We start from the raw sequence: 14,647 nt of genomic DNA, 5'->3' as shown, positions 1-14,647 counted from the left end.
GCTGCCAGTTGTCAGACGCGCGTGGCAGGATCCCCGGGTGAGTCTTTCGCCGCGCCCTGCCGAAGCTGTGCCCACGGTGGCAACCGATGCTGGAATGCTTGCCCTGTGGGACCCGCAGCGCTTCGCCGGCATCGTTGACTACGACACCTGGGACGCGCGGCTCGGCGAGGACAAGGACGTTGAACGGCACATCCGGACTGGTGCCTTGGTCCCCGTCAACATACGAAGTGATGGGGCCTTCGGAGTCGTGGTCCGCATAGGTGAGGTCGGCCGGCCTGCCCAACTGACCGAGCGGGAGAGCAGGCACTGCCTGGTCGCCTCGGACGCCTACCTCCTTCATTCGGCGGGTCAGGTGTGGCTCAGCGGCATCGAGGCCGTGGGGGACGACGCATGTTCTGAGACCGTCCGGTTCGATCTGCCCGTGGGCCGCTACTCGGTGGTGATCCATTTGATCGCGTGGGAAGACGAACCTGGCAGCGTCAACGAGGACGGCACTCCGTCCGAGACTGCGCTCTCCGACTTCGTAGCCGTCATCAACCCCGTTGCGCCGGAACAGGACAACTTCCGCTCCGCGGTGGAGACCTTCGACCGCCCGGGAGACTGATCACCGTCGTATGCGCAGGCTGGGGCTTCGATGCCATGGCCCGGGCCTCACCCTTCGGGTGTATGCGCACCTCATCCCTGGGTGATCGTCCTCGACATCCGAGTGCGTCGCTCACGTCGTCGCCCCTGACGGTCCAAAGACAGCCCAAGCACAGCAACAAGCCCCCTACCAGCGGATAACCTGCAGGCAGAGGGCTTGAGCGATCCGGCTTACTTCTTCTTGCCCCGGGTGTTGTCGGGGATCTTGGTGAGCTGGGTTTTTGCTGGTCCGGGCCATGGTTCCGAGCGCCATCGGGACCGCTACGCGCCAGGGGCCCGGTACTGGACTTGCCCCGCTTTGCGCAGGGCATCCATGGTTTCGTCGACGGTCAGGAGAACGGTCGTCTCAAACGAGCTGAGTGCGCCGCCTCCGCTGATCGCCAGGGCGACCGCGGCCATGGAGACGTTGTCGGGGGCCTCCCACAAGTTGTAGCCGTCGCGGGTGCCGAACGCGTACCAGAAGCCGTGGAGTTTGCCGCCGACGGACTCGATGTACGACTGAGCGGCCTTTGCGCGGTCCTCGGGGTGGCCGATGAGTCTCGCCCAGGTCTCCGGCGTGTAGCTGAACCTCGATAGATAGAGCGGCATCATGTCTCCCTTTCGTCCCAGCAAGGGATGCCCCGCAGGGTGGGATACGCCCCCAAGGTCGCGCACGTCTCCCCCGAACGGCCGCGGCGACCACGGGGTGGCCGCACGCGCTCCCGCCTAGGCGGTCACAAGAGCGCGCAACGACAACGGATGACTACGCGCCCCCAACGCCCTCGACATTGGCCACCATCTTGCGCAGTACCTTAAGCGCGGCCACGTACTCTTCGTCGCTGATGCCCTGGTGGACCACAGCGCGTACGTCGGTCGCCAGCTCACGGAGCCGCGCTCTGGCGACCTCCCCGGCATCCGTGAGGTGCAGGCGCTGCCCGTCGTCGATCCTGAGCCATTCGCGGTGGAGCAACTGGTCGACGACCCTGGCGATTTCGTGCGGCCCGTCGGCAAGGTGCGTCAGCTGCGCGACGACCTCCTCGCGGCTCGGCGCTGTGGGACCGCCGTTCACGCGGTTGAGTACCCAGTACTGCGGCTGCGTGACGTCGATCTTGGCCATGGCATCACGCAGGTGCCGGGTGACGGTCGCATGGGTCAGGCCGCACCAGTAGCCGACCGGCTGGGTGGCCAGCATGTCATCGGTGGCGGCCGGGTTTGCCGGTGCCTGGTCAGTGGTGGTTCCGGTCAGTAATTCCATGATCGTGACGCTACATTCCCCCGCCGCACCGAACAATCGGAATGCGGCATTCACTGCAACTCGCCCCAGGTACACATCGAAACCGGCGACCCACCACTTGCGGATCCGCCGCAGCCTCGCGCGCCACCACGCCAAGGCGCGCCGAGACCACCACCGACGACAGCTCGCCGATGCGTCCCGCACATGAATCACGAAGTGGCACTGGAGTACTGGAGTACGCAGGCTCTGGAAGAGAGCGCTAACACTTCCTTTCTTTCTCGCAAGGAAGTCTTTCTTCCTCGCGAGAAAGAAATCTCGCTAGCTCGCGGCAAACGTGCCAGTAGAGACAGGAACCCTCCCTCACGAGGGAGACTTCCTGTCGTTCAACACCTGGGACAACTTGTTCCAGCTATGGAACAACTGGCCGTTGAGGCACGGCACAAGCCACATGGTCCCGCCGGCGCACCTGACGGCCCGACCTAGCAGCCGACGGCCCAGAAACGACCCGAAGCCATCGAAAAGCCCCCCACCCGCAGCGAAACCGCAGGTGGGGGGCTTAATGGCGTCGCGTTACTTCCTCTTGCCCTGGGTCTTGTCGGGGATCTTGGTGAGCTGGGTTGTTGCTGATCAGAGGCGGTGGGCTCGTGCGCCTGGTCGTCGTCGTTGGTCGTCATTGGCCACTGCCGAGCGGCCTCGGACGGCCCAGGGGCGGCCCAGCTTCGGCACGCTCGACGACGGCCCACGCCCTCGACATGCCTCGCCTGAAGCTCAGCTGATGGCAGTCAGCCACGACGGCGGGGGTGCCTGCTGGCCTCGCGCGTGTGTTCCTCGCTGTGCTCCCACTCGCCTCGGCCACGCTGCTGGTTCCGCTGACCAGGCGAGCAGTCAGGCGGCATGTTCCTGTACGCACGCCGCGCTGTAGTAGTCGTCTGGGAGAGCGTCTTCTTGACATCGAAAATCGCTGTTCAAAGTCACTCTCCGGTTCCCAGAGCGCCCCTCGGACAGCCCGCTCCATGAAAGCGCGAGGCTATGTCCTCACCCGGAGCGGCCGAGACCGGCCCGGAAGAACGGCAGTAGCGGGGGTGGCATCATGGCGGGGGATTCGAGCAGCTCCCACTCGCAGCCGGGCACCTTCTCATCGAGATAGCGGAACCCCTGCCGCATCATCAACAGACCCACGGAAGTCGACGCTTGGTCCGCCGGGGACCAGTGACGCTTACTCACGTCGGCCATCAGCAGCATGCCCATCCCAAGGGTTCTGCCCATCATCCATTCGTAGGCCGCGTCATCCAGCAGGTTGGCCTCAATCTCCGCCTCGACTCGTACGCACAGGTCGATAGCCCATTCCCGGGTCGCTCCGCTCGCCTCCCAAGCGTCCCGTAGATCATCCAGGGGCGCTGTCTCCGCCAGACACAGCAGGGTGTCGAGGACAGGGCGGTCGGGGAGGGTGCTCATACCGCCATCGGGGGAAAACACCTCCTCGGCAAGATCCGGGACGTCCACGACCGTGTATTCAGCCAAGGACGCCCATGGGTTGTACCACCCCGTAGGCTGCATGGCCCGCAGCACATCACCAATTCCCTGCGGCGTGATGGCGGCACCCCCGCGCAGCACCGTGGTCACTACCGCAGCCGTAACATCGCTGTCGGACAGATTCGGAGGGTCTGGGTTCAGGTCCAGCTCAGCCAGCTCCGGCGGAGGCCACATCACACCCCGGTTACGCATGCACCGGATGATTCCCTCATCGATCCGGCGGGCCCGAGCGGGAACGAGTCGGACCCGCTGACCGGAGGCGACCACCTCGTCGGCGACACGCTCCGCCCACTCCTCCTCGTCCTCTCGGGCTATCGGACCCTCGTCACCGAGACCGGTACCAAGACCCCGGACGGCTTGCCCGAAGGCCTCCCGCACCGCGAGCTCCGGCACCGGATGTCCCTCGCCGAACAAGGCCAGCACCAAATGAAACGGTCGAGCACCACGCCGGGCCAACCGGGCGAGCGCCACGACCAAGCCGAATGCTTCGTCGGCCGGAACCGACGCACTCCCGCGCCCCCGGCCCAATGCCCGCACCCTGTGCCTTGGCAATAGACCCGCCCGCCGCCAGGACGCGAGCTGCTTTGTCGACACCCCGTAGCCGTGCTGTCGCGCGTGGTCGATGAGCTGCTGATCAGCGGATACCGGACCAGCCGTAGAAGACATGGTGCGAATCTACCCACTCCCGCCACAAGAGGACGTGGCTTCGGAAGATATAGAGACCCCCCACCTTCACCAAGGCCAGGTGCCCCGCACGTGGTGCTCTTGGGGAACCGCCGGACTACACGGCCCGGCAACGAACCAGGAGAACCCATGCCGATGACCTTCACCGACCTCCTCCCGACGACCGGCCCCCTGTCCTGGGCACTGATCACGGCCCTGTACATCTGGATCACCGTGTACGTCGTCATCGTGCACGTCGCCCCGTTCCACCCCAGCCGATCCCGCCGGAAGACAGCCCACAAGATCCTGGACTGCCACCTCCTCGCCCCCTGGACGCTGTGACCTTCCCGCAGAAGTGACTAACCGCGATCTTTCGCGAGGGTCCGCCGATGAAGTCGGTGGGCCCTTCTGCTTTCCGGCGCTGATGGTGGGCAGGCCGGCGTCAGCAACCTGCGACGGCGGAACCGCGGTGGACAAGACATTGCGCGGTGACTTCTTCTTCCCGAAGCAACTTGGGTGAGGGCGGTGCCTTGGGCTGGTGTGGCTCTCATCTGGGCTGACGGTCCGCGGGTGTTCGCGCTTGTCCGCTGCTGTGCGTGGGCGTTGTCACGCAGTTAGACACTCACGTGGGGTCGGGCGTACGGGGCTGGCTCGGCATTTGCTGTCCGGCTGCCGCCATGAGGGCTCGGCGAAGAGCGCGCCGGCCATGCTTCTGCTCCAGGCCGCTCTCGTCGATCGCCTTTTGCAGTACGGCCTCACTCACCTCGCAGGCGTCTTGCAGATCCGCTCCCTCAGCATCGGTGCCAGGGCTCCAGTCACGTACCGGCCCGTTCGCACGAACGTGCTCAACCAGCCTCAGCCGAGCTGCGTACACGCTGAGTTGCAATGCGACCAAGCCCCGCGGAAGCTCGATGTCGACCATGAGCAAAGGGTAGGTGCCGGACTCTCAGCTTGGGAAGCTGCGATCATTCGCAGCCCATCCGTGCCCTGACCTGCGCGAACGGGTGAGGTGCGGCGTCGTCGGGTTCGGCTGACTTTACCGTGACTCCCCGCTGTTCCCCGCCCGATCTGGTGCGCTTGTGGTGCGGTGTCGGTCAACATCGCGGTAATGGCTACGGTCGGTCCATGCAATGGATCACCTTGATCAGCACCATAGTTGGCGCGGCGATCGCTACAGGGTCCGCCATGCTTCTGGACCGTCAACGCTGGAGGCGAGAGCACCTTGATCGCAAAACGCAAGCGCGTCGCACGCTGTACGGGGAGTACCTGGCCGGCCTGTCCGAGGCCCGTCACGCCTGCGGCAACGTGGCTCGGGACCCGGACATGGCACCCTCGACGCGCCGGACCACGGCCCGCGAGGCGTTCGGGCCGTGCATCGGACTGAGGTACCAGATGACCATCAGCGCGCCCAGTCGTGTCGTAGAGGCATCGGAGGATGCCTTCCGCCGTCTGCGAGACCTCCGTGATCGCGTCATGGAGGGAGTCGCAGCCACTGAGCCCGTTTACCTGGAAGGCCGCCGAAGTTATGACGACGCCCTTGCTGCGCTGCGGGCACGCATGAGAGACGACCTGCGCATCAGCGAAGACGGCACCGCGCCCTGAGCCCGTCCGACGGCTGCCCCCTTGGGCATATACACAAGCCTGGTGCCGTTTGTTGGCGGCAGTTGGTCGTGGAGGCAAGGACCTATGCCTGACCTCGCCGCGTCAGCCCCAGAGCGAGCCTGTATAGGTCGGGCACTCTGTACCGACGTACGTCGTCTTGCGTGCCTTCGTAGATCTCCAAGAGGCCCACTTCGAGAGCGAGGTCAACACGCTCGGCAGCGGTTGGGTCAACTGCTTCGATTTCGCCCGGCTCGATCGGGGTCCTCCGCAAGCTCCTGAGAGCTTCCACAACGCCATCGAGCTCAGGGAACTCCTCTTGCAGAGCGCTAAGTGCTTCGACGCTAACCTTGTCAAGGCTAGGTACGAGAGCCCGCGGCCTCATGATGCTGCGGTCGTAACTGCTCCGCGCTTCTTCCCGCTTTTCCCATTGGACGGCCTCATGGAAAAGTTGGGAGAGTGAGCGTGGTCCGTGATCTCCTTGACCGTCGGCTAGACGATTCCACACCCAGTTACGTGTGAAGGTTGTCTTGCCTCCCTTCATTCGCTCTCCGACGAGCACATTCCAGGCACGGCGCACCTCATCGTCCCGCCAATCGTCGACAGATGGGCCGACTCGCGTTTCCGCAAGCATCTCTCGGTAGATTTCACTGCGAATTGCTTGCTTGAGTACGGTCTTGAAATAGTCGTTCTGATCCCGCCACATAAGCTGAACAGAGCGCCCGTATAGATGACTCTTGTTTTCGAACCGAAGCTGTTGCCAGATGTCCACTCGGAGCATCACTTTAAAAGACAGCAAAGAGAGATGCGCTTCTGACTCTGTCAAGAAGGTCATCAAACCCGTTACAGCACGAGTCCTTCTCTTCCGGCTCTCGGCATTGTTCCCGAATCCAGTATCGAGGCCGTCAAAGAGGAGCATGTGTCGGTTCTTTGCACTGCTGTTGATGTCTCTCAGCCATCGAGATCCGAGAAGGCCAGCCATGGGGCGGCTCATCATGTGCTTGATCACGTCGAGTGTGGACAGCTCGTCGTAGACGGCATCAAGAGATTCTTTATTGATTTCGAATCTAGCGGGCGGATCTGCACGCTCCTCTGGCGGCAGGGCGAAATATGCGGCCAATGCCGTGTAGCAAGGCCAGAAGGTTGTCCACGCGGACTCCCCTGGGAATTCCGATTCGACAATTTCCAGAGCCTCGGACCCGAGGGTCCACTTGTAGGAATTCCTGAAGGCGTGAGGGGAGAAAACGACAACTGGATTTTCGTTTTCGCGATACCTCTCCATGAGCCAGCGAAAAACAGCCGTCTTCCCTGTGCCTTTACGGCCAATTACTAGCGGCGATCGAGCATCAAGTGCTTGTTGCGCTACGCGAGTGTGCACGAAGTCATCAAGAAGACTCGCTTGCTGCTCTGCTGTGCCAGTAGAGAAGTCGAGTTGCTCCAGTACATCATGCTTTCGATTCCTGCTTGAAGCTGAGAGGGCGTATGTCTGGGGCAGCAACTGCTCCAGCCAATCTGCCACGGCTCCGTAGGCTTCACGAGTTGCGACGCCATTACTTACCTTGTCTCGAAAGGCGGTATCTGGCGAGTAGCTTACGGCGTGAGTAATTTCGTCTGCTCGAAGGGGGTCGTATTCTCCAGGGCGGCGGCTTTGGGCGTCACCGATCCAGTGGTCGATCCATGTGACTGCGCGCGTGAGGACAGTCTCTGCAGACGGTCCGGGCGGCACTGGAGAAACGATGAACCGGGGCTCGGGTGTCAGCGGAGTGTCGGATGTTGCCCTACGGCTCTTGGCAGACATTAGAGCTTTCACGAGAAGCTCAGTCCCCCGCTCTGCCTGGGGATGGGGGTAAAAACAAATGATGGCTAGATCCGACACGTCGAACAAAAGGGGTGCGGCAACCGGCGAGATGCCAGTGCGAGAATCAAGAAGAATCAAATCCGGCTCAAGCGCTGATTCTTTGGCCAACTGCAAGAGTTGGTGAAGTGGATTGCCAGCCTCTCTGTACCAGATTTCAGGGTCCAGCAAACGAAGCCGATCGGCGTAGTCGCTACTGAGCCGTCCTGCCGGCAGGCAATAGAGTTCCTCACCCTCGTTGACTCGCAGTACGTGATCTCGAATGTCGACTTCATCACCTCGCTCTAGAGCCAGGAGAAGGGGAAGGACTCCTTGATCTTCCCTAGGTTCGGGGCAGCCCAAGACGGTAGCAAGCCCCGGTGCTTCGAGATCCATGTCAACGCAAAGCAATCGACGCCCACGCTCAGACAAAATGCGCGCAGCCGCTGCAAGCGCAGTTGTGCGTCCGACGCCACCTCGTAGAGAATAGAAAGTGACGATGGCTGGGAGTTCGATGTCTTGGTCGAGATCGGTGGCGAATGTGAGCTCATCGTCTGAGAGTGGACGGCTTAGGACTTCATGCCAAAGAGGCATTTGACCGGTAGATTCACTGAATGGTGGCCCGTACCATTCCTCTTCGCTGGGAGTGATTAGTTCAGCAGTCGATACAATATTCGCCACTCCCTTGAGGAGCAACTTACGTCGTTCTGAATCATTTAGAGCATCCAGCGATTCGTGAACTACTCGAACCAGATAAGATCCAAATCCGTCTTCAGTGACGTAAATTTGAGCATCGGTCAAACCGGCGGAATGGGCGTTCCCTTCGATCTGTTGCCGGACAGATCGATTAGTCGTGGCCTCGCCGGTCATCGCCTTCCTCCTCTGTTGTGCGGTCGAGCGTAACGAATGCGAGAGGTTACGTATGATGCTAGTTCTTGTGCTCCACGGAGGAGTTCTTCTGCTGAGGATCCGTCAGGCAACTTGGCGCTATATCTTAGACTCGTAGTCCATGTATCCATGAAGGCTTTCTTGTGGCCGCTTAGATCCTGGCTTCTGAGTCCGGCCGCATCCCAGAGCCCCCGAAGGTCATGTCCAGCCGAGCCTGATCGAGGGAAGGATTTCCCCTTTTTATTCAGGAGAGTCTTAAGTTTGCATTCGACGACGTATCCAACCAAGTAGACAGCGCCGCACAACTGGTTGTGCTCTTGTAGCAGCTTGGCTTCCCGTTGGCGTGCTCGCGCTGCATCCTCTAGCAAGATACCGTCCCCCCTGCCATGATCCTTGGCAGTCTAGCGGCGATCGCTGATTCTGGTCTTCGATGGCTGCTGGACTGGACTGATGTGAGGATCGGGAGGGGCGTGGCGAGGTTCACCTAAGGTCGGTGGAGCGGCTTTGGGGTGGCGCTGCTTTGGCGCGAGTGATCATGGCCCCGTAAGCTTCCGGCGCGTCGGGCAGGTAGTGGACCTGCCCGGTAAAGCACGACGTTGGGGCCATGATCTTCGAGGCTCGTGCCAAAGTGGCTCCGTAAAGCCGTGGAGCCGACCGCCCCAGCCACGACGTACCCCTTCTCTGGCATCAGGCGGCTGATTGCTGTGAGCGCGGCAGGGGCGCCGGCCGGGCTGGAGCGGGGCGGAGACAGGAGCGCAGGCCCGGCCGGGGGCCGGGCCGCGCGCGGGGAGCGGAGCGAGCCGCCTTGAACCCGTGAAGAAGGTTGTTACTCAGGATGCGGCTGCGATGTGCCACAGGGGCGCGTCGTACTGCTCCGGGCGGCTGCTGATGAGCAGCTGGCGCAGGGCATCGCGCTGAGAGCCGTCGAGGTTCAAGGCCTCGGTGATGTGGCGGAACGTCGTGTGGGTGACTCCGCGGCTACGGGCCTCCGCCTCGAACTGGTCGAGCCGGGCTAGAACGGCCTCGGCGTCGAGCTCTACGGGCGGCTGTTCCTTCAGCCAGGCAGCCTTGTTGCGCTCATAGTCGATTTCGGAGAATCCGCAGACTTCGCGGCTGTGCGCCTCGACCTCATCCAAGGTGGCGGTCGTCATGATGGCCCGAGTCAGGCTGTTGCGGCTCAAGGCTTCATCGAGGTCGACCTCATGGACCGCCGCCCCCTCGTCGGTGAGAGGAACGGGAAGCCCGGCGTCCCGAACTTCGCAAGTGCCCCGGACTCCTCGGGCAGTCGCCGCGAGCATCGCAGTTGCCTCGGAGGGGTGCCATTCCAGGACTGCGCTGATCGGCTCTACGTCCTTCGCCGTGAGGGTGTGCGTGACACCTCCGAGCGCGGGACGCAGGTCATCCGACGAGAGTTCGCCGTCCAAGCCGGGGCCTGCGATCAACAGCCGGATGGGCGCGTTCACTTGGCAGCAGGCGGCCAGGGTGAGGGCGTCGGCAAGCGGGCTCTTGAGCGTCGGCTCGTCGCCCCGCGCGAGGATGTCGCCGCCCACGTCCAGAAGATCGATCGACTCCGGCTCCAAGTGGCTCACCAGCTCTTCGAGTTGGCGCGTGACGCCCTCGACGCCGTGGTGCGGGTCGATCAGGGCGAAGGTGTGCGGGAGTTCGGCGGCGAGTCGGGGGAGCGTCGATCCCGCTGGAGCGATCGGGCGGGCAGTGGCCGGCACTGACCAGACGGCGGGCGTGATGGGTTCGAGGCCGGTGAAGTCGGCCACTCCTCTTGGGCCCGGTAGCGGGTCGACCAGGAGGCGGTCCCACGCGTACGTGAAGATCACCGCTCTGCCGTCGCCGCCGTACAGGGCGGCATCAAGCATTGCGGCGGCGACTGCGTCGCCCCCTCCTCCTGCTGCGACGATCAACCGCGTCATGCGGACAGCGTACGGGTTCGAACACTGGCCACTCACCCTATAGTGGCTAGAGGCTATAGCCACTTGGACGAGGAGGAAGCATGCCTCAGATTGAGGAGGCTCAGCCGAAGTATCTCCAGATCGCGCACTTCATCCGCGATCAGATCCTTCGGGGGGACCTGCGGCCGGGGGACGAGGTTCCCTCGGAACGTCAACTGGCGGCGGACTGGAAGGTGTCGAGGCCGACAGCCGCTCGTTCGCTGGAGGCTCTGAGTCATCAGGGCCTGGTCGAGAAGCGGCAGGGGTCGGGCACGTACGTGCGGAGCCTGGAGGTCAACCGGCGGGCACGTGAGCTGTACGGGCGGGCGCGGCAAACCGGGAAGATCTACACCCCCGGCGAGTACGCCGTGATCACCTCGGCCGGCTGGCTGGAGGCGCCGGATTACGTCGCTGAGGCGTTGGGCCTGGTCAAGGACCGGCGGGCCGTACACCGACGGCGCGTGACCAACAACCAGGACGGCCCCATCACTCTGTCTACCTCGTGGTTCGCTCCGGACGTCGGCCAGAGGGCGCCCAAGCTCACGGATCCGGAGCGGATTCAGGAGGGCACCCTGATGTACGTCGAGAACATGACGGGACGTCAAGGAAGCTACGCCGAAGACCGGATGTGCGCGCGCTCTGCAACGGACGAGGAGGCCGCTGACCTCCAACTGGAACCCGGTTCCGCCGTCTTGATCGTCCATCACGTCGTCTTCGACCTCCAGGACCGGCCGCTGGAGTTCGCCGAAGCCACATACCCGCCGCACCGCTGGGCGTTCGAACAGGGCTACCCGCTCACCTGACGGCGCATTAGTTCCGCCGAACCGCTTGCACGGCGCGAGTGGCTAATGCCACTATCCAGTAAGTGGCTAAGGCCACTTGATCGGAAGGGGGCACGGCGTGACGAGTCAGCGGCCGGAACAGGGCACGCGCTTAGCCTGCCGAGGGTGCCGGGGGCGCGGTTGGAAACGCGTCAGCTCGCGTACGACTCTGGCGCATTCCATCGTCAACGACCGTGCCCGTGCCGCATCGAAGCGACGGTGCCTCGACTGCGACGGCACCGGCAAGGAGTGAGCGCGGATGGCCTACACAATCGACCGCGACCCCAGTCCGGACTCACCGCGACTCGGGGCGATGACCTTGCACCCCACCCCCGAGTCCGTACCTCGGGCCCGGCGCTGGTTCCAGAAGTTCATCGCCCCTTACAACCCGGCCTGCTCGGTCGACGACTGCACGCTGATGATCTCGGAGCTGGTCACCAACGCCATCGCCTACGGCCGGTCGGACGACCCGTGGGTTGTCCGGGTGGAGTGGTACCGCGAGGCGAACTCCCTCCGGGTCGACGTGCACAACCCAGGTTTCCCGGCGAGCGTGCGGCTGCGCCGCCCCGACGCCAACGACGCCCACGGACGCGGGCTGCTCCTCGTCGATGCCATTGCCGACTCGTGGCACTCCGGCCCGAGCCGCTTCGGCGGTACGGTCGTCTCCTTCGTGATGGCTGATGCCTGGCGGCCCTGAGAGAGTCCGCCTCTGCGTCTACTGCGGCAGTCGAATTGTCGCTAGTCTGGTTGACCAGTTGACTTGGCCAATCTCGACGGGCGGCGTTCATGGCGTATGAAGTGGAGGCACCGAAGTACGTTCGCCTCGCGCAGACGATCCAGCGCCGCATCGAGGACGGTACGTATCCGCCGGGCACGCGGGTTCCCAGTGAGAATCAGCTCGTCCAGGCCTTCGGGATGTCCCGCCCTACTGTCGTGAGGGCGCTGGAGCTGCTGAAGCGGGACGGCTGGCTGGAGTCCCGCCAAGGCTACGGCACGATCGTGCGTGGGCGCCCGGCCACCGTCGAGGAGAAGGACCGTCGTGGCCGTGCGGCACTGGCGCGCGACGAGTCGCAGACTCCTGGACGACTTGTCGAGGTCGGTGAAGTCCCTGTTCCCGCCCGCGTCGCGTCCGCGCTCGGGCTCCCGAAGCGGGCCAAGGTCCTCATGCGCCGGTTCCTTGTCGAGGAGGAGGGCGAAGCGGTCGAGCTGGTTTCGTCATACTTCCCCGCCGGCCTGGTCGAGGGAACCGAGCTGGGGAGCACCGAAGCCATGAGCGGCAGTACGCGCGAACACTTGGAGGCGCGGAAGAAGGTCCGCTTCGATCATGTGACGGAGCGGGTCTCGGCCCGCATGCCTGAGAGTGATGAAGCGGAGCTTCTCGACCTCCCCGATGCTGTTCCCGTCCTCAGCGTTCTCGTCATTGCCTGCGATGCTGCCGGACAGGCGTTGCAGGTCTCTGACGTGCTGCTTCCTGCCGATCGGCAGGAACTCGAAGACACCTATCGCTTGAACTGAGCCTCGTTCGGGGCCAGTTCCCGCCGAGCCCTACTTGACAAGTCAACCTGGCATCCTTAGCTTCGACTTGCTAAGTCAACCTGTCAGGTGGCAGGTTGATCGACCCAGAAGGAGATTTCCCTGTGCGTGCGATCCGCGTTGACGCCTCGTCGGCCACGATCCTGCTGACCGAAGCTCCGGCGCCGAAGGTGCGCGACCGGCAGACCGGTGAGATCGCCAAGGACGCCGTGAGCGGCGAGGCCCTGATGACCGTCGGTGTCGTCTTCATCGACGAGGGTGAGTCGTCTCTGATCCAGGTCACCGTCCCGGAGAGCGGAGTAACTGACGGACTCACCGTCGGCGCTCCGGTCTCGCTTCCGGGGCTGATCGCTCGCCCTTGGGAGAGCGTGTTCAACGGCCAGCAGCGGCACGGCATCGCATACCGGGCCACCGCCGTTGCTCCCGGCGCCTTCCCGATGGCTCAGGCGGGCTGAACACCATGACCGACCTGATGACGTGGGCCGAGCTGGGCGGGTCGCTCGCTGCGATAGGCGGCGCGGCCTACGCCCGGCACGCCCACCCGGCGGCGTACTGGTCCACGGTTGGCCTGCCGGTCTCGGTGGCCCGGCTGCTGGCCTCGTACTCCTCGACGATGGACGCCTGCGGCCTCACCGTCGAACCGTCCCCGTGGCGGGCGCTTGCCATCAAAGCGACCACTCACCGTGAGGTCCGGCCCGTCCCGCCTCGCCGGGGTCTGATCCGGCCCACCTCAACCGGCCTGCGTCTCCGGCTGCGGCTGGCCCCCGGCCAGGAACCGGCGGACGTGGCGGCCTCGGCCGAACGGCTCCGGCATGCCTGGGGCGTGCACGCCGTCTACGTCCGGGACATCAAGCCTGGTGTTGTCGAACTCCGGCTCGTCGGCTTCGATGTCCTGCGGAAGGTCCGGATGCCTCGTCGGATCGTCGGCGGCCCCCTCCGGGTGCCGGTGGCGCTGCGGGAGGACGCGACCGCCTTCGTCCGCGACTACCGGGCCGTGCCTCATGAACTCGTCCTCGGCGCCACTCTGTCCGGCAAGTCCATGTACCTGCGGAACCTGCTCGCCGGGCTGGCCGCTCAGCCGGTGGTCCTGGTCGGCATCGACTGCAAGCGCGGGGTCGAGCTGGCGCCTTTCGCGCCCCGGCTCTCCGCGCTGGCGACCGATCCGGAGCAGGCGGCCGATCTGCTTCCCGTGCTGGTGAACGAAATGGAGGACCGCTACGACCTGATCAAGGCCCGGCAGGGCATCGCCCCCGGCACCCCGGATGAACTGATCACCTCGGACGTCTGGGGACTGCCGGAGGATGAACGGCCCGCTTCGATCGTTCTGTTCATCGACGAGGTGGCAGAACTGTTCCTCGTCGCCACGCGGAAGGAGGAGGAACGGCGCGATGAGATGGTGACCCACCTCATCCGTCTCGCTCAGCTCGGCCGGGCCGCCGGCATCTACCTGGAGGTCTGCGGACAGCGGTTCGGCGCCGAGTTGGGCAAGGGCGCGACGATGCTCCGGGCCCAGCTCACCGGCCGTGTCTGCCACCGCGTCAACGACGAAGCGTCCGCGAAGATGGCGCTCGGCGACATCGCCCCTGAGGCCGTCTCCGCCGCCTGCGCCATCGCCACCGAGCTGCCCGGCCTGGCCGTCGTCGGCGACACCTCCGGGGGCTGGTCCCGCATCCGCACTCCCTACCTGTCCCTTGCGGGCGCTGCGGCCACCTGCCGTGAGACGGCCCACCTCGCCCCCGACGTCCCGGCGCTCGCAACCTTCCGGCCGTACGTCCCGTCTGTGCCGGTGAAGGGCTCTGGGCCGGTAGCCACTCCGCGCCCTGTCACCGAGTAGCACCCGCTCCCACGGTCGGCGCGGCCATCCCGCGCCAAGTCCCTACTAGTGCTTGGTCAGGTTGATTCGCCGGTGGCGTGTCCGTTTGATCGGGTGTGTCGTTGACCGGGTGTGCTGGGTGGGGAGTTGGCCGTGGTCCGGTGT

At 64.4% G+C, this 14,647-nt stretch carries 14 protein-coding genes; 8 read left to right on the top strand and 6 right to left on the bottom strand.

The features are described 5' to 3' along the window. Positions 1-37 precede the first annotated feature (37 nt). Positions 38-604, top strand: coding sequence for a hypothetical protein (locus ABZ078_RS37445; RefSeq protein WP_356582941.1), 567 nt, complete (start codon positions 38-40; stop codon positions 602-604). 299 nt (positions 605-903) lie between these two features. On the opposite strand, the gene ABZ078_RS37440 is transcribed toward ABZ078_RS37445, so the two are convergent. From ABZ078_RS37440 to ABZ078_RS37430, 3 genes are all read right to left on the bottom strand, one after another. Further along, positions 904-1,230: a GYD domain-containing protein gene (locus ABZ078_RS37440; protein ID WP_055715829.1), complete on the bottom strand. Its 327-nt coding sequence runs from the start codon at positions 1,228-1,230 to the stop codon at positions 904-906. 154 nt (positions 1,231-1,384) lie between these two features. Then, on the bottom strand, positions 1,385-1,876 hold the full coding sequence (locus ABZ078_RS37435) for a MarR family winged helix-turn-helix transcriptional regulator (protein ID WP_356582939.1): 492 nt from the start codon (positions 1,874-1,876) through the stop codon (positions 1,385-1,387). A 1,014-nt stretch (positions 1,877-2,890) separates the two neighbouring features. Next, positions 2,891-4,054, bottom strand: a complete 1,164-nt coding sequence (locus tag ABZ078_RS37430) for a hypothetical protein (RefSeq protein ID WP_356582937.1) — start codon at positions 4,052-4,054, stop codon at positions 2,891-2,893. A 147-nt stretch (positions 4,055-4,201) separates the two neighbouring features. Between ABZ078_RS37430 and ABZ078_RS37425 the strand changes: the two genes are divergently transcribed. Then, complete coding sequence (locus tag ABZ078_RS37425; RefSeq protein WP_356582935.1) at positions 4,202-4,393, top strand: hypothetical protein; 192 nt, start codon at positions 4,202-4,204, stop codon at positions 4,391-4,393. A gap of 280 nt (positions 4,394-4,673) precedes the next feature. On the opposite strand, the gene ABZ078_RS37420 is transcribed toward ABZ078_RS37425, so the two are convergent. Continuing rightward, complete coding sequence (locus ABZ078_RS37420; RefSeq protein WP_356582933.1) at positions 4,674-4,973, bottom strand: hypothetical protein; 300 nt, start codon at positions 4,971-4,973, stop codon at positions 4,674-4,676. A 203-nt stretch (positions 4,974-5,176) separates the two neighbouring features. On the opposite strand from ABZ078_RS37420, the gene ABZ078_RS37415 reads away from it, so the two are divergent. Beyond that, positions 5,177-5,653 carry a hypothetical protein gene (locus ABZ078_RS37415; protein WP_356582931.1) on the top strand — a complete coding sequence of 159 codons (477 nt, stop codon included), beginning with the start codon at positions 5,177-5,179 and terminating at the stop codon, positions 5,651-5,653. Positions 5,654-5,735: 82 nt separating this feature from the next. On the opposite strand, the gene ABZ078_RS37410 is transcribed toward ABZ078_RS37415, so the two are convergent. Further along, positions 5,736-8,354 (bottom strand): ParA family protein, encoded by a 2,619-nt coding sequence (locus ABZ078_RS37410; protein ID WP_356582929.1) that lies wholly within the window; start codon positions 8,352-8,354, stop codon positions 5,736-5,738. A gap of 848 nt (positions 8,355-9,202) precedes the next feature. Beyond that, entirely contained in the window at positions 9,203-10,297 is a 1,095-nt protein-coding gene (locus ABZ078_RS37405; RefSeq protein WP_356582927.1) for a DUF1152 domain-containing protein, read from the bottom strand. 80 nt (positions 10,298-10,377) lie between these two features. Between ABZ078_RS37405 and ABZ078_RS37400 the strand changes: the two genes are divergently transcribed. The 5 genes from ABZ078_RS37400 (at position 10,378) to ABZ078_RS37380 (ending at position 14,503) form a co-directional block, all read left to right on the top strand. Then, entirely contained in the window at positions 10,378-11,118 is a 741-nt protein-coding gene (locus tag ABZ078_RS37400) for a GntR family transcriptional regulator (protein ID WP_356582925.1), read from the top strand. Between the two features lie 277 nt (positions 11,119-11,395). After that, complete coding sequence (locus tag ABZ078_RS37395; protein ID WP_356582923.1) at positions 11,396-11,833, top strand: ATP-binding protein; 438 nt, start codon at positions 11,396-11,398, stop codon at positions 11,831-11,833. Positions 11,834-11,922: 89 nt separating this feature from the next. Continuing rightward, the gene (locus ABZ078_RS37390) at positions 11,923-12,651 is read left to right on the top strand and encodes a GntR family transcriptional regulator (protein WP_356582921.1); all 729 of its coding nucleotides are present in this window, start codon (positions 11,923-11,925) and stop codon (positions 12,649-12,651) included. Between the two features lie 122 nt (positions 12,652-12,773). Next, entirely contained in the window at positions 12,774-13,124 is a 351-nt protein-coding gene (locus ABZ078_RS37385; RefSeq protein WP_356582919.1) for a hypothetical protein, read from the top strand. Between the two features lie 5 nt (positions 13,125-13,129). Then, positions 13,130-14,503, top strand: a complete 1,374-nt coding sequence (locus ABZ078_RS37380; protein ID WP_356582917.1) for an FtsK/SpoIIIE domain-containing protein — start codon at positions 13,130-13,132, stop codon at positions 14,501-14,503. Positions 14,504-14,647 lie beyond the last annotated feature (144 nt).

It is taken from the genome of Streptomyces sp. NPDC006385, from assembly GCF_040612485.1.
Classification (GTDB): domain Bacteria; phylum Actinomycetota; class Actinomycetes; order Streptomycetales; family Streptomycetaceae; genus Streptomyces.
This window is presented reverse-complemented; position numbering and strand designations above follow the sequence as displayed.